At 41.4% G+C, this 18,976-nt stretch carries 15 protein-coding genes; 7 read left to right on the top strand and 8 right to left on the bottom strand.

Going from position 1 to position 18,976, the window contains the following annotated elements; translation table 11 throughout:
• Positions 1-14 precede the first annotated feature (14 nt).
• Both VCM39_RS17715 and VCM39_RS17710 read left to right on the top strand, forming a co-directional pair.
• A complete protein-coding gene (locus VCM39_RS17715; RefSeq protein ID WP_221649342.1) occupies positions 15-1,022 on the top strand; it encodes a gliding motility lipoprotein GldB in 1,008 nt (335 codons plus the stop codon).
• Positions 1,023-1,155: 133 nt separating this feature from the next.
• Positions 1,156-1,860: an SAM-dependent methyltransferase gene (locus tag VCM39_RS17710; protein ID WP_221649279.1), complete on the top strand. Its 705-nt coding sequence runs from the start codon at positions 1,156-1,158 to the stop codon at positions 1,858-1,860.
• Here the strand turns inward: VCM39_RS17710 and VCM39_RS17705 are convergent.
• From VCM39_RS17705 to VCM39_RS17695, 3 genes are all read right to left on the bottom strand, one after another.
• Complete coding sequence (locus VCM39_RS17705) at positions 1,826-2,944, bottom strand: hypothetical protein (protein ID WP_322932790.1); 1,119 nt, start codon at positions 2,942-2,944, stop codon at positions 1,826-1,828. The genes VCM39_RS17710 and VCM39_RS17705 overlap by 35 nt on opposite strands.
• A 66-nt stretch (positions 2,945-3,010) precedes the next feature.
• Entirely contained in the window at positions 3,011-3,853 is an 843-nt protein-coding gene (gene lipA / locus VCM39_RS17700) for a lipoyl synthase (RefSeq protein ID WP_255585471.1), read from the bottom strand.
• Positions 3,854-4,058: 205 nt separating this feature from the next.
• Positions 4,059-6,269 carry a S9 family peptidase gene (locus tag VCM39_RS17695; RefSeq protein WP_289293377.1) on the bottom strand — a complete coding sequence of 737 codons (2,211 nt, stop codon included), beginning with the start codon at positions 6,267-6,269 and terminating at the stop codon, positions 4,059-4,061.
• 595 nt (positions 6,270-6,864) lie between these two features.
• Here VCM39_RS17695 and VCM39_RS17690 point away from each other — a divergent pair.
• From VCM39_RS17690 to nagB, 5 genes are all read left to right on the top strand, one after another.
• Positions 6,865-7,602 carry a LiaF transmembrane domain-containing protein gene (locus VCM39_RS17690; RefSeq protein ID WP_221649282.1) on the top strand — a complete coding sequence of 246 codons (738 nt, stop codon included), beginning with the start codon at positions 6,865-6,867 and terminating at the stop codon, positions 7,600-7,602.
• Positions 7,603-7,611: 9 nt separating this feature from the next.
• The gene (locus tag VCM39_RS17685) at positions 7,612-8,436 is read left to right on the top strand and encodes a LytTR family DNA-binding domain-containing protein (RefSeq protein ID WP_221649283.1); all 825 of its coding nucleotides are present in this window, start codon (positions 7,612-7,614) and stop codon (positions 8,434-8,436) included.
• A gap of 47 nt (positions 8,437-8,483) precedes the next feature.
• Positions 8,484-9,458, top strand: a complete 975-nt coding sequence (locus VCM39_RS17680; RefSeq protein WP_221649284.1) for a TIGR01212 family radical SAM protein — start codon at positions 8,484-8,486, stop codon at positions 9,456-9,458.
• Between the two features lie 118 nt (positions 9,459-9,576).
• A complete protein-coding gene (locus VCM39_RS17675) occupies positions 9,577-10,770 on the top strand; it encodes an FprA family A-type flavoprotein (protein ID WP_221649285.1) in 1,194 nt (397 codons plus the stop codon).
• Between the two features lie 158 nt (positions 10,771-10,928).
• Positions 10,929-11,741: a glucosamine-6-phosphate deaminase gene (gene nagB / locus VCM39_RS17670; RefSeq protein ID WP_195349152.1), complete on the top strand. Its 813-nt coding sequence runs from the start codon at positions 10,929-10,931 to the stop codon at positions 11,739-11,741.
• 80 nt (positions 11,742-11,821) lie between these two features.
• Here nagB and VCM39_RS17665 read toward each other — a convergent pair whose 3' ends face one another.
• From VCM39_RS17665 to VCM39_RS17645, 5 genes are all read right to left on the bottom strand, one after another.
• Complete coding sequence (locus VCM39_RS17665; RefSeq protein WP_196039631.1) at positions 11,822-12,436, bottom strand: L-threonylcarbamoyladenylate synthase; 615 nt, start codon at positions 12,434-12,436, stop codon at positions 11,822-11,824.
• Positions 12,437-12,585: 149 nt separating this feature from the next.
• The gene (locus VCM39_RS17660; protein WP_322932788.1) at positions 12,586-15,096 is read right to left on the bottom strand and encodes an AsmA-like C-terminal region-containing protein; all 2,511 of its coding nucleotides are present in this window, start codon (positions 15,094-15,096) and stop codon (positions 12,586-12,588) included.
• Between the two features lie 128 nt (positions 15,097-15,224).
• Entirely contained in the window at positions 15,225-17,267 is a 2,043-nt protein-coding gene (locus VCM39_RS17655) for a sensor histidine kinase (protein WP_322932787.1), read from the bottom strand.
• A 61-nt stretch (positions 17,268-17,328) separates the two neighbouring features.
• A complete protein-coding gene (miaA, locus tag VCM39_RS17650; RefSeq protein WP_221649288.1) occupies positions 17,329-18,228 on the bottom strand; it encodes a tRNA (adenosine(37)-N6)-dimethylallyltransferase MiaA in 900 nt (299 codons plus the stop codon).
• Positions 18,229-18,321: 93 nt separating this feature from the next.
• Positions 18,322-18,882 carry an IS1096 element passenger TnpR family protein gene (locus VCM39_RS17645; RefSeq protein ID WP_221649289.1) on the bottom strand — a complete coding sequence of 187 codons (561 nt, stop codon included), beginning with the start codon at positions 18,880-18,882 and terminating at the stop codon, positions 18,322-18,324.
• Between the last annotated feature and the right edge of the window lie 94 nt (positions 18,883-18,976).

Here is an 18,976-nt window from a genome sequence, read left to right as displayed (position 1 = left end):
AAGTTATAAAAATGATAAGACTAAGAAATCCTCTTCTCTTTATTATATTATGTGTATTCGCCGTAGCCTGTCGGATGGGTACGGGGGAGAATACGCTATTGCATAATGAGGAGAATGGGATTTCCATAGTTCGCTATGATAAGCTGCTGAACGAGTATGTGCGTTCCAATAGTTTCTCCGCTCTGCAAAAAATGAATATGGAGTACCGTCAGCCTACCAAGATTTTGATTGAAGAGGTTCTTGGGTTGGGGCAGGTTAATGATGATACCATTTCTTTGCGGCTTCGGACTTTTTATTCGGATACTACTTTGCTTCGACTGATGGCAGATGTGGAAGCTCGTTTCCCTGATCTGGAAGATGTAGAGAAAGGGTTGACCAAAGGTTTTGAAAGACTGAAGAAAGAGGTTCCCGATATCAAAATCCCAAATGTCTATTCACAAATTTCGGCATTCAATGAATCGGTAGTTCTTTCGGATACTTTACTTGGCATTAGTCTGGATAAGTATATGGGGGAGGATTATCCTTTATATAAACGTTTTTATTACGATTATCAGTGCCGTTCTATGCGACCTGACCGCATTGTGCCCGATTGTTTTGTATTCTATCTGATGAGTAAGTATCCTTTTCCTTTTCAGGAAGGAAGTTGTCTGCTCGATATGATGTTGCATTCTGGTAAGATAAATTATGCAGTGCAAAAAATACTGGGATATCGTTCTACAGGTGAGGCTATGGGCTATGGCGATGCAGAAGAAAAGTGGTGCAAGGAGAACGAAAGGAATGTATGGGAGTATATGCTGGCAAATCAGCATCTCTATGCACGTGATCCGATGATAGTGCGTAAGTATATGAAACCTGCACCGTTTACTGCCTTCTTTGGTGAGAATGCTCCGGCATTGATTGGTACCTGGATGGGTACATGTATTGTTTCTTCGTATATGAAAAAGCATAAAGATGTCAGCTTACAGCAATTGCTGGAGACTACTGACTATCATCGTATGCTACAAGAATCAGGTTATAAATAATAGAATAATGTGCCAATATGTCAATATGCCAATGTGCCAATTACCATTCGGCATATTTTCGTTAAATATAGCGCAGCCAATTGGCACATTGGCATATTAGCATATTGGCACATTATTTAATTCATTATTTCTCATGGAAACTGCTCTTTATCTCATTCCTGTAACTTTGGGTGATACTACTATCGAGTCCGTATTGCCTTCTTATAATAAAGAAATCATTCTTGATATCCGTCATTTTATCGTTGAAGATATTCGTTCGGCGCGTCGCTTTCTGAAGAAAGTAGACCGGGAGATTGATATTGATACTCTGACATTTTATACGTTGAATAAGCATACTTCTCCTGAAGACATTTCCGGCTATCTGAAACCGTTGATTGGGGGAGCTTCTATGGGAGTGATTTCGGAAGCTGGTTGTCCGGCTGTCGCAGATCCGGGGGCGGATGTTGTTGCCATTGCTCAGCGCAAGAATCTGAAAGTAGTTCCGTTGGTAGGACCTTCCTCGATTATACTTTCTGTGATGGCTTCTGGTTTTAATGGACAAAGTTTTGCATTCCATGGCTATTTACCTATCGAACCAACCGAACGCGTAAAGAAAATAAAGATGCTTGAGCAACGTGTCTATGCTGAGCACCAGACGCAGCTTTTTATTGAGACGCCTTATCGCAATAACAAAATGGTTGAAGATATTTTGCAGAACTGTCGTCCGCAGACACGGCTTTGCATTGCTGCCAATATAACTTGTGAAGGCGAATACATTCGCACAAAAACAGTGAAAGAATGGAAAGGAAAGGTTCCCGAACTATCTAAAATTCCCTGTATTTTTCTCTTATACCAATAATATCTTTCAAGTGTTCGTACTCTTCTTCAAAGCATTTACTGAAGAAGTTACGTTCTAAATTTTGTTCTATCTGCTGGAACTGCCAAAGCTTTCCACCTTTAAATTGCGGATTGCAAAGGATAGAGTCATCTTCTATATCAAGAACAAAAAGATAGACGAGCCTGTTGGTCACGGTATTTTCAAAGTGATACATGATGCTGAATGTCGGTTTCAATCCGTTGATACCAGGAAAGGTATTGTGTAAAATTCTTCGACAACCTTCGGCAAGTGATTCTCCGAAGCCGAGGTAACATTCCATTGGAATATCCATTTTACCTCTATCCAACGTAGCTGTTTGAGGGCGTTCACAAAGAAATAGTTTTCCGTGCGAGGCCACTGCGATACGTATCACCGGATTGATATAGCTATTTTTATTATTAAGAGCTTCCAGCGCCGGACTCTTCCCTATCACATCTCCCTGAGTATTGACAATGGGTACGTATTCGGTATGCGCCATCAACTTATTGAAGTAATGGATGCTGATCTGGTTGAAGATAATAGCCAAAACAAAAATGGCGGGAGGAAGGAGATTGAATATGATCCACTTTGCCGGATTTTCAAGAGGGTGTACGAAAAATATTCCCAGACTAATGGCGATAAAGTGTAACACTCCCAGTATCAATACGATGTGTGCAGATACAATGGCTGATTCTGCACCTTGGGCAAACAGACGTTTGGAACAAATCTCTTTCTTTTTCAAGAAATAATTGATGAATCTTTTTTTATGCAGGTAAAGAATCAGCATCGGGATAAGAATGCTTACCTCCACTGTCATTGGCAGAGCGCCGGGAGGAACATAGTCACCTGGAATTAACGCTGCTATGGTTAGTAATACCAGGGTGGCTGTAGAAATGTAAAGGATAAAGTTAGGAATCCGCACTCCCTTACGATGCATTGAACAATACGAATAAAGTAATCCGATACCTGTTCCGATATAGATTGCAGTGTCTTGCGTTATAAATTCGCATAAAACTATGGAAATGATAACGGGGATGTATCCCAATGACATGTTAAATGCGGAAGACAATATTCCTTTATGACTCATTTTAGTATACATTTTGTCTGTTTCCTATAAAACAAACTAATATGGCTTAAAGTTGAGGGTTGAAAGTTAAAATTTGCTCACATGTTTTTCCGCATGATAGGAAGAACGTACGAGCGGAGCGCTTTCTACCTGCTCAAAGCCTTTCTCCAGTCCGATTTTCTTATATGCGGCAAATTGTTCGGGAGTGACGTATTCTGCTACCGGATAGTGCCGATGGCTGGGTTGCAGGTATTGTCCGATGGTGAGAATTTTACATCCGGCCGCCAAAAGGTCATCCATGAGTTCTTCTACTTCTGCCGGAGTTTCTCCCAACCCTGCCATGATGCCACTTTTTGCGGTAGTGTTACTACTGGCTATCCGGTGGATAACTTTAAGGCTGGTATCATAGTTGGCTGCACTGCGTACCAACGGACTGATACGTCGTACGGTTTCCATATTGTGTGAAATGATTTCCGGATGCGCCGAAATAATAGGATCTATTAATTCCATCCGTCCCTGAAAATCGGGTATCAGTACTTCAAGAGTTGTTTCCGGGTTTATTCTTTTTATTTCGGTGATGGTACGTACCCAGTGGGCAGCTCCAAGGTCGGGGAGGTCGTCACGATCCACGGAGGTTACTACGGCATGCGATAACTTCATTAGTGCGATGGATTCTGCTACATGCGTTGGTTCGTTGACATCCAGCGGGAGCGGGCGACCGGTTTGTGTATTGCAGAACTTACAACTACGGGTGCAGATGTCACCGGCTATCATAAAAGTAGCTGTACCTTTTCCCCAGCATTCTCCCATGTTCGGACAACGGCCACTGCTACAAATGGTGTGCAAACAGTGACTTTCTACAATACGCTTTGTTTCTGTGTAACGTGCATTGGCACCGATATTTATCTTCAGCCATTCGGGCTTTCTCATTGGATGTATGATTTATGGTTTGAGAGTTATGATTTATGAATTAGGAAGGTGTGTCAAGAGTAAAATCAGCCATTATTAGAACGCGGATTAACGCTAATTTACGCAAAGATTAAGTTAAATCTGCGCTGATCTGCGTTAATCTGTGTTTCTAAAGTTACATATTGATAGCTTGATCCGGCTTTTGACACCCTCATAATTCATTACTTTATAGGTTATTTAAAAAGAAATTGGTCAGTTTCGTGTACAAGTGTTGGCGGGTATTGCCACCATAAATACCATGATTACGATTGGTGTAAACCTGCATGTCGAATTGTTTATCCAGTTGTACCAGATGTTCGGCATATTCGGCACAATTCTGGAAATGAACATTATCATCTGCCATACCATGTACCAATAGGAGATTACCGTGTAGTTTATCGGCACGTGTGAAAGCAGATGCAGCTTTGTATCCTTCTGCGTTTTCCTTTGGCGTGCGCATAAAGCGTTCTGTATAGATGGTATCATAGAATTTCCAGTCGGTTGGTGCAGCCACAGCTACCCCTGCTTTGAATACCGGAGTTCCTTCGCTCATACTCATTATTGCCATGTATCCGCCGTAACTCCAGCCCCAGATGCCAATGCGGTTTTTATCCACATAAGGGAGTGTACCTAGATATTTGGCTGCTTCCACCTGATCTTTGGCCTCTTTTACACCCAGGTTCAGGTAAGTACTTTTTTGAAATTCTGTACCACGTCCACCGGTACCACGTCCATCTACACAAGCAACGATGTAACCTAAACTTGCCATATAGGTTTCCCAGCTGATGGCGAAGTTATCCAACACCTGTTGTGATCCCGGACCGCTGTACTGATACATCAGTACCGGATACTTTTTGGATGCAGAGAAGTCTGCCGGTTTCATCATCCAGCCGTTTAATTCTACTCCCTGGGAAGTCTTAAACTTGAAGAATTCTTTCTTGGGAAGTGCTACTTGTGCCAGTTTTTGTTTAAGTGCATTGTTGGCTTCCAATGTTTTCAGCGTCTTACCTTCGTTGTCATTCAGGGTGATAACAGCCGGAGTGTCAAGGTTGGTGTATGTATTGATGTAGTATTTCATTGTGGGGCTGAACAAAGCACTGTTCATACCTGCTTTTTGAGACAGCTTGGTCTTTTTACCTTTACGGTCTATTTTGTAAACAGCTTGTTGCATAGGGCTTTCTTCGTTGCTGATGAAGTAGAAACTACCATCGGCCTCGTCATATCCCAGAAACGATTCTACTTCATGAGCACCTTTAGTCACTTGCTTTACCAAGTTCCCTCCCATGCTGTACCAATAGAGGTGCGGGTATCCGTCTTTATCGCTGAGGAAACTGAAGTTTTCGGGGTAGAACTGAATATTGTCGAATACGTTTTCGCTGATATAATAGGGTGATTCATCGCGCAATGCCAGTTTGCAAACAGTTGAACGCGGATCGGCAAAGTACATGTCGAAACGATTCTGATGACGGTTCAGCGTCATGATGGCAAGCTTGTTAGGGTCTTGCGTGAAACGGATACGAGGGATGTATCCGTCGGCATCCAATGGCAACTTCATCGTGCGGGTTACTTTTGATTTGATATCGAAAGTACGTACTTCTACCTTGGAGTTCGGATATCCGGCTTTCGGATATTTGTAAGTGTATTCTCCCGGATAATCTTCCAGCCCGTTGATGTGCGGTGATTCTCCGGCAAAGAGTGGGAACTGGTACGAAGGAACTTCCGTTTCATCAAAACGGATAAAAGCCAGCATTGAGTTGTCGGCACTGAATTCGAGTGCCCGGTTAAATCCGAACTCTTCTTCATATACCCAGTCGGGAATGCCATTGAGTACTGCATTCTGTTTGCCGTCTTCCGTCACCTGGCTCTCACTGTTTCCATAGAGTGTTTTTACCAGAAAGATGTTGTTATCCCGTACAAAAGCAATCATTGTTCCGTCAGGAGAAAAAACGGGGGCTTGTTGAGGGCCCCCGTCAGAAAGCCGTTCAATAATGTTGTTTGTCGTTACCCCTTTATCATTACGTTTCAAGGGATATAAGTAATGTACGGCTGTATATGAACGCCTGTAAATGGGCGTTGTTTCAGTTGCGATAAGCAGTTTGGACCCATCCGGAGAAAACTGATAACTGTCAAAGTGTTTGAAATCACACTCGCGGGCTTTGGCCACGTCGAAGATTACTTCTACAGGTTCTCCTGTTTTGAAAGAGTATTTGGTGATTTGGGTACCTTCGTCATTCATCTGTGTGTAGTGCTCACCGTCGGGCATTGGGACTACGTTCCGAATGCTTGCCGGACGATATTTACCGGAAGTTATATCCTTCAGGTCGAGTTTTTTACTACCTTGTGCCATACCTGCCACGCAAGCAAGGAAAAGTAGAAGGGTAAGGGTTATCTTTTTCATTATTTCTTAGTTTTTGCTTCTTATTCCTGCAAAGTTAGTAATAAACTGAAATTCGTCAAAGAAAGGATACTTTTTTATCTATCGTTCGCCAGTACTCGTTATCTTTATTAATTCCCTTTTACAGATTTTATTATAGTAAGGCATATTGGTGTTCTGTTAGAGGTTTCGTCCGGTTAGTTGTAATCGAATGTATCGAAGGTCGTAGTGCTTCTTTGTTTTAGATGTACATGTAAAGCAGTACGACATGTACATGTGGAGCAGTACGACATGTGCATGTGGGGTAGCTTTACATGTACATCTAAAACAATGTTCCCCGGTGAGAGAGGGAACCTTCACCGGTGACCTAACCAACGAACGTCGCTGAGTGTATGCCGGAACGAGTGAATCTTGTCATTCTCCCCTAACAGATTGGCTGAACGAGGAGCAGATTTCTTTCTTTATTTCCCTGTTTCGCCGGATATACTCCTGTATTCATCGATTTTGGGACGGAAATAAACGGTAAAGTGTTCCCGAAAGTCCCTGAACAGTTTATCTTTGCAACATCAAATAGTAAAGCTCGAAAACGTATCATCGAATTAAAATAGAAAATAGAATTATGGAAAAGAAATCTACATCTCCTTCGGGATTGACGGGCAGGCAATTGGTGGCCAGCATTTTTATAGTCTCCGGAATTATGCTGTTGGGTCGTAATCTGGGATTTATTCCCAATGATTTATTTCGTATCGTTGTATCCTGGCCGATGCTTTTGATTGTGTTGGGTGCCTATTCGATTCTTCGCCGTCAGATGTTCACCGGATTGATCTTGTTTGTGGTTGGTCTTTGTTTCATTATGCCCCGTCTGGGGTGGTTGCCCTGGATGCCCGTCAATGCGAGTGCAGTGCTTTGGCCTGTTGTATTGGTATGTTTGGGCATCTTCTTCTTTTATCGTCCCAATCGTCATAAAGAGTGGAAAACGCGGGGCGAACAGACTTTTGGTAATAAGCAGACTAGTTCGGCCGATGGTTTTGTGCGCTCGGACAATGTATTCGGAGGCGTAAAGCAGGTAGTGCTTGATGAGGTATTCAAGGGGGCAACGATCCGTAATACTTTTGGTGGGACTGTGCTCGACTTGCGGCGTACGAATATATCCGAAGGGGAAACCTACATTGAAGTAGAATGTAATTTTGGTGGGATAGAAATTTATGTGCCTCTCGACTGGCGGGTTGATTTACAAGCCAATGCTTTTCTGGGAGGTTGCGAAGATAAACGTATTCCGGGAGTAAATATAGACCAAAGCCGCAGCCTTGTAGTAATGGGAAATGTCTCTTTCGGAGGAGTAGAAATTAAAGGCTGATAAACGAAGATGCAAGCACATCCTATAATGGAATCTTCCCGACGATGGATACCTGTTTTATTGATGGTATTAGTTGCAATAGGGGTACAGGCATGGCTGTTGACAGCTTATGCCGGTGTTGGCTTATTGTCTGCACTTGTGGACGGAGCGGTTTCAGTAGGACTGTTTTGTGGCTTGGCTTATTTATCATGGTTTGTTATCGGTTTTGTATCATCGGTGCAAACAGAAATAATAGTATCCGTATTGGCGATACTCTTTTGGCTGGCTGGCGGATTTGCTTTGCAGGGATGGATCGAGACGATGGCCGGAAGTTCTTATTTGCCTTTTGCCGATACTCTGCCGTTCCGGGTACTGGTTGGTGCATTGTGCTGGACGAATGTAATGATGTGGTACAAATATTACTCCTTGCAGGCACTTCGTCTTCCTGCCGAGGAAATAGCGGAAGTTGAAGACCGGCAAAATGAAGAAGAAGCTGCGGACACTTCTTCTCAATCAGTGGAAGAGTATCTGGATCGCATCACAGTAAAGGATGGAGCGCGTATTCATCTGGTTGCAACGAATGACTTAATTTATGTTCAGGCGTGTGGAGATTATGTCACATTATTTACTCCTGAAGGGCAGTTCGTAAAGGAGCTGACAATGAAGTATCTTGAAAAACATCTGCCTGCAACCCAATTCGTACGGGTACATCGATCTACCATCGTAAACGTGACGCAAATACTACGTGTAGAACTTTTCGGGAAAGAGACTTACAGATTGCTGCTAAAGAACGGAGATAAACTCCGGGTGAGCCTTTCCGGTTATAAGCTGCTGAAAACACGATTAGACTTGTAGTATTCCCTGGATTTTCTTATGTTTGTTCTCTCTAAGCAACGAAGCATATGACTGAGCAACCTTTATACAACGAATTTCCGCAGTTTCTGAGGCGTTATTTCCCTTATAAAGTACAGAAAATATCCCTGAATGCCGGTTTTACCTGCCCCAATCGGGATGGAACCAAGGGGCAGGGAGGTTGCACGTATTGCAACAATCAAACGTTTAATCCGGAATACTGCCGGACCGAAAAAACGGTTTCCGTACAGTTAGAAGAGGGGAAACAGTTCTTTGCCCATAAATATCCTTCGATGAAATACCTTGCCTATTTCCAAGCATACACCAACACTTATGCCGGACTCGAAAGTTTAAAGCGGAAATATGAAGAGGCACTGAGTGTTGACGGGGTGGTAGGACTTGTCATCGGCACTCGTCCGGATTGTATGCCGGAGGATCTTCTTCGTTATCTTGAAACACTCAACCGCCAGACTTTTCTTCTTGTGGAGTACGGCATTGAAACTACTTGTGATGAAACGCTGAGGCGCATCAACCGGGGGCATACTTATGCCACTACTGTGGAGGCGGTACAACGTACAGCCGGTTGTGGTATTCTTACTGGCGGGCATGTGATTTTAGGACTCCCGGGAGAGTCTCATGATGCTATTGTGGCGCAAGCCGGCGTGCTTTCGGAATTACCGCTTACCACTTTGAAAATGCATCAGCTACAGTTGATCCGTGGTACGCGTATGGCTCACGAATATGAACAAAACCCTTCTGATTTCCACCTTTTTAATGATGTGAACGAATATATAGATCTTGTAATAGATTATGTAGAACATCTGCGTCCCGATCTTGTCATAGAGCGCTTCGTCTCACAATCTCCCCGTGAATTACTAATAGCTCCCGACTGGGGATTAAAAAATTATGAATTTACAGCCCGAGTTCAAAAAAGAATGAAAGAAAGGGGGGCATATCAAGGCAAGAGATACGGAGTTACGAAAAAAAAAGTATCTTTGCAGGACAGAATGAATAATGATCGATAAATAATGATTAATGTTTGATGATCAATGCCATGTACATAATAGTACAGCCCATTGATCATTAAACATTGATCATTAATCGTTAATCATTAATCGTTAATCATTAAACATTAATTTTAAGATGGAACAGAAAACAAGAATTAAAGGAAACGTCCACTATGTAGGAGTAAACGACCGTAACAAACATCTCTTTGAGGGGATGTGGCCGCTGCCATACGGAGTTTCATATAACTCTTATCTGATTGATGATGAAATGGTAGCTTTGGTCGATACAGTAGATATCTGCTATTTTGAGGTTTTTCTTCATAAAATAAAGCAAGTAATTGGTGACCGTCCTATTAACTACTTAATTATAAATCATATGGAACCGGACCATTCGGGCTCCATCCGGCTGATCAAACAACATTATCCTGATATCGTAATTGTAGGCAATAAGCAAACCTTCGGCATGATTGAGGGCTTCTATGGGGTAACAGGTGAACAATATCTGGTGAAAGATGGTGACTTCCTTGCGCTTGGAAAACACAAACTTCGTTTTTATCTCACTCCAATGGTGCATTGGCCGGAGACAATGATGACTTTTGACGAAACAGATGGTATTCTTTTCTCCGGAGATGGATTTGGTTGCTTTGGTACCTTGGACGGTGGCTTCCTTGATACCCGTATTAATACGGATCATTATTGGGATGAAATGGTGCGTTACTATTCTAATATAGTGGGAAAATATGGTAACCCCGTACAAAAGGCTTTGCAAAAACTGGGCGGACTGCCTATCTCTGTAATTTGCTCTACTCATGGTCCGGTGTGGACTGATAACATTCCGAAGGTAATAGGTGTTTATGATAAGCTGAGTCGTTATGATGCCGATGAGGGTGTGGTCATTGCTTATGGAAGTATGTACGGCAATACCGAGCAAATGGCCGAAGCTATTGCTGCGGAACTATCGGCACAAGGTATTAAAAATATCGTGATGCATAACGTAAGCAAGACCAATGCGTCTTATATTCTGGCAGATATCTTTAAATATAAAGGATTAATCATTGGTTCACCGACATATAGTAACCAGATATTCCCGGAAATAGAGTCTTTACTTTCGAAGATATTGATACGCGAGCTGAAAGGGCGTTATCTTGGTCTGTTTGGTTCTTTTACCTGGGCAGGTGCTGCCGTGAAGCGTATGGCTGAATTTGCTGAAAAGAGCAAGTTTGAAGTAGTGGGAGATCCGGTAGAGATGAAACAGGCAATGAGAGACATTACCTACGCGCAGTGTGAAAATCTGGCACGGGCAATGGCGGAACGTTTAAAGAAGAACTAAGGGAGGAATTATAGAGTTATAAAGTTGTAAGGCTATAAGGTTATGGAGTTGTAGAGTTATAAATTAGCAATTTAACCCTTCTGTCTATTTACCACCCTGCAATCCTGTAACTCCATAACCCTATAACATTATTACTAACCGATTAAAAATATAAACTTATGAGATTAATTATTCAGCCGGACTATCAGTCCGTTTCTTCATGGGCAGCACATTATGTTGCCGCTAAAATTAAGGCAGCCAATCCTACAGCAGAGAAACCATTCGTATTGGGATGTCCTACAGGTTCTTCTCCTCTGGGTATGTACAAAGGACTTATTGATTTGAATAAGAAAGGTATTGTTTCTTTTGAGAATGTAGTCACTTTCAATATGGACGAATATGTAGGATTGCCGAAAGAACATCCGGAAAGTTACTACTCTTTCATGTGGAATAATTTCTTCAGTCATATTGATATCAAACCTGAAAACACGAATATCCTTAATGGAAACGCTGCTGACCTGGATGCTGAATGTGCCCGTTATGAAGAGAAAATAAAGTCATATGGTGGTATAGATCTTTTTATGGGTGGTATCGGACCGGACGGACATATTGCATTCAATGAGCCGGGATCATCACTGACTTCACGTACCCGTCAGAAAACGTTGACTACAGATACAATCATTGCTAATTCACGCTTCTTTGACAACGATATCAATAAAGTGCCTAAGACTGCTTTGACGGTAGGTGTAGGGACTGTATTGTCTGCAAAAGAAGTAATGATTATCGTGAATGGTCATAACAAAGCTCGTGCGTTGTATCACGCAGTAGAGGGAGCTATCACTCAGATGTGGACAATCAGTGCATTACAGATGCATGAGAAAGGTATCATCGTTTGTGACGATGCTGCTACAGAAGAACTGAAAGTAGGAACATATCGCTACTTTAAAGATATCGAAGCCGATCATCTGGATGCAAAATCTTTGATTAAATAAGATTTAGAAGTTAAAAATTAAAAGCTGCGCAGTAGGAATTATTTATCCACTGCGCAGCTTTAATTTTTAGTATTCCAGCTTTAATTCTCTTCCAGTATTCCTTTGGCCTGCCGGATTATTTCCGGACTTCCTTCTGTACAACTAACTACTGTTGACGGTTCTATTCCTCCTATTCCTCCGTCAATCACGAGGTCTACTATCTCTCCGAACTTTTCATCTATCAGTTCCGGATCTGTTGCATATTCCAGGTCTTCATGTGCTTCGTGCGGTAGAGTCGTTGTCATAATCGGTGCATCAAGCAGGCGGGCTATCTCACGAATGATATTGTTATCCGGCATACGAATACCTACTTCTTTCCTGTTTCGAAAGATCTTGGGAAGCCGGTTTGTTCCGTTCAGAATAAAGGTGAATGGTCCGGGTAAATTACGTTTCATCAGTTTGAACGTATTATTATCAACTTTCGCGTATTCACTGATGCTACTCAGATCATAACAGATAATAGAAAGATTATTCTTACGTGGATCAATCTCTTTGATACGGCAAATACGTTCAATGGCACGCTCTTTCAATCCATGACAACCAATTGCATACATCGTATCGGTAGGATAGATGATGAGGCCGCCATCATTCAAAATATCCACCACCTGTTGCAGGTCCTGTGGATTATTATTCTTTTCGTAAAGTTTCAGAAGCATGATAAGTAGTGGTTAGTGATTAGTGATAAGTGATTAGTGATTAGTGATAAGTGAATAGTGGAAGAATCAATGGTGATTAGTGAGTTATGTCACTACACCGCATGGCACTAATCACTAATCACTAACCACTAATCACTAATCACTAACCACTATTTTAGTTTTTTCTTTAAAAAGTCCAGTGCCTTTTCGGCAGCTTTTTCTTTTACTGCCTCTTTCAGGTCCTCTTTATTATTTGTGGCGGCAGAGTCCAGACCCAATTTCTTTCCTAACTCACTGATTGCTTTATCAGCTACGGCTTCTACCGCCTGGTTTGCCATACTCTTAGTGTCAATAGACACTTTGGGTGAAGTAAACGATCCTCCGATTTTCAGGTCGAGTGTTGTTAACTTGGCAAGGTCACCTGCAGAAGCGGGCAGTTTGATTTTACCAGAATAGTCTATTGTCTGATCCAATCCTGTACTTCCGGAGAGGTTCATTACATAGTCGCCCAGTTTGATGTCAAATGGCTGTGTTGCCACTCGTCCGTCTTTGATGGTGAAATCCAACGTCATATCTTTAACCTTCATCTCCTTCAAATCCGGTTTATTCACGGCTTCGGCTATTTGGTCAATCACCTTTACTCCGCTCAGACTGAGGTCTTTGGTAGAAAGGCTTCCGTTACCCTGCATTGTTTCGAGTACAGGACTCATAGCGGCATCCAGGATGGTTTGTACCTTCATACTACCGGAGAAGTTTCCTTTTAGATTTTCGAAGATAGGTGCGAGTTGTTGCACCATATCAAGCTCTTTGTATGTCTGGGCAAAGTTCAATCCATTGAGTTTGAATCCTGCATTCATTTCCGGCTTTTTAACATCAGCCGTAGAGTAATAGCCGTTCATAACCACATTGCCACCCATCGTGTTCATAGAAAGATTCTTCATATCCACTTTCCCGTCTTTAACGACCAACTTTCCGTTCATATTAGTGAAAGCCATCTTATCAAACAGTACCTCTTTCAGATTGGCATCCATTTGGAAATCAATATTACGGGGCACTTCAATGATACCACTTATACTATCTGCCGGAGCAGTTGTCACCTGTGTAACGGTATCTGCTGTGGCTGTCATGAAATCATTCAGGTTAAGATGATTGGAGCGGATATTGAGCGTCCCTTTCAATGTTGTTCCTTTCAGTGCGTAACCCAGATAGTTTTCAAAACGGCTATCAGCAGTCAGATCGTTCTTACCGATATTGACAGTTGTTTCGCTTAGTTGCAGGTACTTGGGAGTGAAAGTAAAGAGTGACTTGTGGATATCTATATCCGGCATATCCTTCATCTTCAGTTTCATTGAGGTGAGTCCGATTGTTCCGGAAGCCTGTACACGTTCATACTGTTCTTTTTCGATGTACGACATTTTTCCGGCGAGCTGCATGTCTGCATTGATAGTACCGTTTAGTTCCATATCCTCCAATGGGTATACCTGTTTGATCATGCCCAGATTGAGTACTCCTTTTGCTTCGGCATGAAAGTCCGGATCACTGATCGGTGTTTTTATCTCGGCTGTCACACTGAATGGGTTTCCGGCAAGTCGGAAACTAAACGGGCGAATACTCACTGTGGTGAGGTCAATAGCTCCTCCCGGATTTTTAATTTCTGCATTGATGTTAATCTGATCTACACCTGCCGGGAGAGAAGGATAACGGAACAGGGCGTCTTTCACTGTCATTGCTACATTGAACTGGGGTACAATGCTGTCACCTACCATCGTACCTTTTATGTCGGCAGAAAGTGTGGCAATACCCTCTGTCTTTAAGCCTTCAAAATCTTTGGCATAAATAGCAGGGATCAGAGATAGAATTTCTTTGAACCCTACTTCGTTGGTGTTCAGTTTGAGGTCCATATCTATGGCAGGATCTTTCAGGGCTACCCAACCATCGATACCTGCTTTGATGGCATTCAACCGGAATTCATTCTCTTTCAATGTATATTTATTGTTGGCAAGATCGGCATCTACATCCATTTTCGCATAAATATTGGCATTAGAAAGGAAGGGGATGCCGTTCATCTTATAGGTAAGCGCTTCCGTTTCTGCTTCCAATTGTAAGGTTGTACGATCGCTTCCCAGGTCTCCGGAGCAAAGTGCATTCAGATTACGGATATCTGCATACATATTTGCCTGACGGTCATCGTATATGAGATTCATATTTTTGATGACAAACTGTTGAAGTTGTATCTTAAACGGAGAACTGCTTGGCTCTTCTGCGGTATCGGTAACTGTACTATCGGGCTTCATTACGTCCCAATTGGGCCGGCCATCTGCAAGTACAATGGCGTGTAGCCGGGTGTCTGTTATCTGTACTTTAGAAATGTCATAACCGCTATCTCCGAAAAGAGAGAAAAGGTTGATAGCGGCTGTTACTTCACCCGCTTGTACGAGAGTGTCTTTTTCAAATTCACCAACACCGCGCAACCAGAAATCATTAAGAGTAACTGATGCCTTGGGGAAATTACGAAACAGACTAATATCCAGACTACGGAAATCAAACTGTGCATTAAGCATTTTATTTCCTTCTGTTTTTACTATGCTTTCTATCTTACCGCGGAAAGCAAAAGGAAGAATAAGCATCAGCAGCAGGAGTACTCCTAATGTGATTGCTGTAATTTTCAGACCTTTTTTCATATTTGCAGGTTTTTGATTAAACGTATTGAGATAGCAAAGCTACTGATTTTTTTTCATTTATCAGTCTGTGACTTATGAATTTAAGTCACAGACTGATAAATTTGAGATGGAGAAAAACTGTATTGTATCTATGCAAGCGAGATTTTTGCTACTATCTTCGTACCGACGCCTGTGTGAGATGTCAATTCAAACGTACCCTTGATAGATTGGATACGCTGTGCTATGGTATGCAACCCGATTCCTTTTGTTTTCTTTTCAGTATCGAATCCTTTACCGTCATCTTCTATTGTAATAGAGAGTTGATGATCTTCAAGTTTCAGTTCTACTGATATTTTGTGGGCCGAAGCGTATTTTATTGCATTGTTAATAGCTTCCTGGGTTATTCTGTAGAATTCAAAACCAATCTCTGAAGGGATATTGTTCCAATCCGTGCCCGGAGTTGATCGGTACTCAGCTTTTGTTTTTTCAGGCAGATTGAGGTGAGTTATGAAATCTTCCAGCATTTCGTCCAGTGTTGCATATTGGAATGTGGGAGGCATCAGTTCATGTGAAACTGTACGGACCCGATTGCGAATTTCTGTCAGCGTCTCTACTATCGTTGGTGTTGCACCCTCTTGCTCTTTATACTGTGCCCGTATTTGTATTTCAAGCGCCATAAGATTGTTACATACATCATCGTGAAGTTCGGTTGCCAGTCGTTCCCGTTCTGCCTCCAGACCTTCAAGATAAGATTGTACATGACGTTGTTTGGATTCATTGAGAATGGTTTGAAACTCGTTTTCTTTTTCTTCCAGTTTGGATTTTTGGAGTTCGATCATTAAATCTGCTTCCTGTTGTTTTAGTTCTGCAATTTGCAATAAATGAGCATTCATCTTTTGACGTGAACGATGACGAATCACTAACAGGATAATAGTGATTAATGCCAGTATTATCATTCCTATTGCAAGCAGGTTGACACGTTTTCTTTGTTCATTGAGTACTGAAAGCTGTTTCACACTACGTTCAGCTTGATCCAAATTATACTTCACACGCAGTGTGTTTATTTCTTTGCGATTATTTTTATCGTTTAAACGAGTGGCATAATCAATGGATTTACGCTCTGCTGCCAGTGCTTTATCATAAAGTTTCTGTTCCTCATATATTTGAGCTAATATTTGATAGGAAGAACTGATGGATTCATCATAATTAATTTTCTTCTCTTCACTCAGCGTCTCTAACTTTTGTAATCCTGCCAATAAGTTCTTTTCTGCCTTTGGATAATCTTTTAGATAGAAAGAGATAGTCCCCGAAATAAAAAGGATCCGGGCGTCTGAATCTAATAACTTTGGATTTATAAGCTTTTGTCCTGTGGCCAAACATTTTTGTGCTTCTGCTATTTTCCCTTGTAAACAATAAATAAGTGCTTGCGAGAGATAATTATCGGCAATTTGGTATCCTACATCGTACGGATTATCTGTTGTGTTGTAAATATCGAATGCCAGATTGTTGTAGATAGCAGCAGAATCTAAATAAGCTGTGTTTTCCGTGTTTATGTAATGCGCATAATAATACTGTGATTGTACAGTTAGTTTTAAAATATGCTGAAAGGGGAAATCAACAGGAGAGTGCTCCATATCTTTCATCAATTCGGTTAATCCTTTTTCATCTCTCCACAGGATGTAGATTGTAGACAAATCATAATATACATCTGTCAGGATACTTGGCTTTTGCTCATTCTTATTAAAATATTCAGCAGCCTTATAATAATTCTTTTGAGCTTCTACAAAATCTGTTTGTGCCATATAATAATTACCTGCAACAAAATGCATCATGCCGGAGATATTATTGTTGGCGAATTTTCCGTCATAAATAAATGCACTGTCCAGATAATTTTTAGCAATTTCCATATGACTCAACTGGGTTCTGAAGAGAGAGATAATGGAATATAAACGCGTTACAACAGCTTTATCTTCCAGATTTTTTGCTTCCGGAATTAGCTGTTTCATTATTTCAATCTGATGCTCACGCGAAAGGTACTCTATATCTCCGGTCATGTAATATCGTTCTAACAGAGGAATAGATTTGTCTTTCATGATAGTCATGATGGAATCATACTGTTGCTGTTCTTTATTTTGTGCATGAACGGTGAAAAGCAAGAGGATACTGAGACAAAGAAGTATTAATCTCTTCATAATAAATGTATTTAAGTCTGTGTTAAAAAGGAATCTAAGAATCTTTTTGAATACTTGTTTCTTATTGTATTTTTGTGTTGATATAATCCAGTATTTCAGTTTCCTGTTCAGGGTGAAACCATTGTATCTCTTCGTCCCGCTTGAACCATGTCATTTGTTTGCGTGAGTAGATACGCGAATTTTGTTTTATCTTTTCGATGGCAAAAGGTAGTTCCCAGGTACCATCCAGATAATTGAACATTTCTTTGTATCCCACGGTGTTGAGTGAGTTGAGAGTACGGTAGGGATATACGCTTCGGGCTTCTTCAAGCAATCCTTCTTCTATCATGATATCTACCCTGCGGTTGATACGGTCGTAAAGTTCGGCACGGTCACGGGTTAGTCCTATCTTGATAATGCGAAAAGGACGTTGTTTTTTTTGTTGCGTACGAAAAGATGTATAGGTTTTCCCTGTCATGTAACAGATCTCGAGCGCATGAATCACGCGTTTAGGATTCTTTAGGTCTACTATCCTGTAATATTCGGGGTCTAATAGTTTTAGTTCAGCACAGAGCTTTTCGAGCCCTTCTGTTTCATACCTCTGTAACATCAGTTCGCGGGTTTCTGTATCTACAGTGGGGATGTCGTCAATACCTTTACAGATAGCGTCTATGTACATCATAGAGCCTCCGGTAAGGATGACAGTATCATATTGGCGGAATAGATTGTCGAGTGTGGCTAATGCTTCTTCTTCATAACGGGCGGCACTGTAATAATCAGTCAGTTTTAAAGTGCCTACCAGATAATGAGGTACACGATTGAGTTGATCTGAGGTAGGAGCTGCTGTACCTATCTTTAAATCGGCATAGAGTTGTCTTGAGTCAGCAGAAACAATACACGTGTGGAAGTGTTCCGCCAACCGGAGACTAAGTTCTGTTTTTCCAACGCCGGTAGGGCCTATGAGGACTATAAGAGCAGTCATTATTTTAGTTGAAAGTTGATAGTTGACAATTGACAGTTACTATGCAGTGTACAGCTACTAACTGTCAATTGTCAACTATCAATTGTCAATTGATTAAAGTTTTTCTTCTTCAAATGTTCCTGCATCTGCTGCACCGCCACCCATGTCAAAACCATCGGCATCAAAGTCTTCCAGATCAAAATCCTGATCGCCATAAAAGTTTTCGTCCAGATCGAGTGAACCAGTACTGGCAGTCATTTCCTCAAAGTCCATAATTTGTTTAGGAGCTTCTCCGGACTTTTTAGTACATTTGGCACCTTGCATATCTTTACCGGTAATGATTTCTGATAGTTCGATAAAGAAACAACGTTCTGTCATGTAGTCAAATACATACAGCAATTTTTGCTTCTCATCTTCAATTAGCTCGCTCAGAGTAGTATCTTTCATTACCCAGCTATCCATCTCAGGATTGTCGTCCATCTCCTCCAAAGTGATTTCTTTTTCTTTCTCCCAATCGTCGTCACAAAGGAAGAATGAGGTCATCTGGTCATTGGTGTAACCTGTTGATTTTAGTATTGCTTCATGGAAGTCATAAAATGTTGCTTCCGGATCAATCTGTATTTCTCTGATAAAATTATCTACTTCATCAGATATGATTGTAAATCTGTATATCATAATGTTATAAAGTTATAGAGTTTTAATGTTATCGGGTTATGATGTTATAAAGTTATAGTGCTATAATTATTATAGTGAATATAATGTATATAAT

Origin of the sequence: Bacteroides mucinivorans, assembly GCF_034654355.2 — a bacterium.
GTDB classification, from domain to species: domain Bacteria; phylum Bacteroidota; class Bacteroidia; order Bacteroidales; family Bacteroidaceae; genus Bacteroides; species Bacteroides nordii.
This window is presented reverse-complemented; position numbering and strand designations above follow the sequence as displayed.

Coding starts and splice junctions, on each gene's coding strand:
- VCM39_RS17710 (WP_221649279.1), top strand. CDS start 1,156: ATGGAAACTGCTCTTTATCTCATTCCTGTAACTTTGGGTGATACTACT.
- VCM39_RS17705 (WP_322932790.1), bottom strand. CDS start 2,944: ATGAGTCATAAAGGAATATTGTCTTCCGCATTTAACATGTCATTGGGA.
- lipA (WP_255585471.1), bottom strand. CDS start 3,853: ATGAGAAAGCCCGAATGGCTGAAGATAAATATCGGTGCCAATGCACGT.
- VCM39_RS17695 (WP_289293377.1), bottom strand. CDS start 6,269: ATGAAAAAGATAACCCTTACCCTTCTACTTTTCCTTGCTTGCGTGGCA.
- VCM39_RS17690 (WP_221649282.1), top strand. CDS start 6,865: ATGGAAAAGAAATCTACATCTCCTTCGGGATTGACGGGCAGGCAATTG.
- VCM39_RS17685 (WP_221649283.1), top strand. CDS start 7,612: ATGCAAGCACATCCTATAATGGAATCTTCCCGACGATGGATACCTGTT.
- VCM39_RS17680 (WP_221649284.1), top strand. CDS start 8,484: ATGACTGAGCAACCTTTATACAACGAATTTCCGCAGTTTCTGAGGCGT.
- VCM39_RS17675 (WP_221649285.1), top strand. CDS start 9,577: ATGGAACAGAAAACAAGAATTAAAGGAAACGTCCACTATGTAGGAGTA.
- nagB (WP_195349152.1), top strand. CDS start 10,929: ATGAGATTAATTATTCAGCCGGACTATCAGTCCGTTTCTTCATGGGCA.
- VCM39_RS17665 (WP_196039631.1), bottom strand. CDS start 12,436: ATGCTTCTGAAACTTTACGAAAAGAATAATAATCCACAGGACCTGCAA.
- VCM39_RS17660 (WP_322932788.1), bottom strand. CDS start 15,096: ATGAAAAAAGGTCTGAAAATTACAGCAATCACATTAGGAGTACTCCTG.
- VCM39_RS17655 (WP_322932787.1), bottom strand. CDS start 17,267: ATGAAGAGATTAATACTTCTTTGTCTCAGTATCCTCTTGCTTTTCACC.
- miaA (WP_221649288.1), bottom strand. CDS start 18,228: ATGACTGCTCTTATAGTCCTCATAGGCCCTACCGGCGTTGGAAAAACA.
- VCM39_RS17645 (WP_221649289.1), bottom strand. CDS start 18,882: ATGATATACAGATTTACAATCATATCTGATGAAGTAGATAATTTTATC.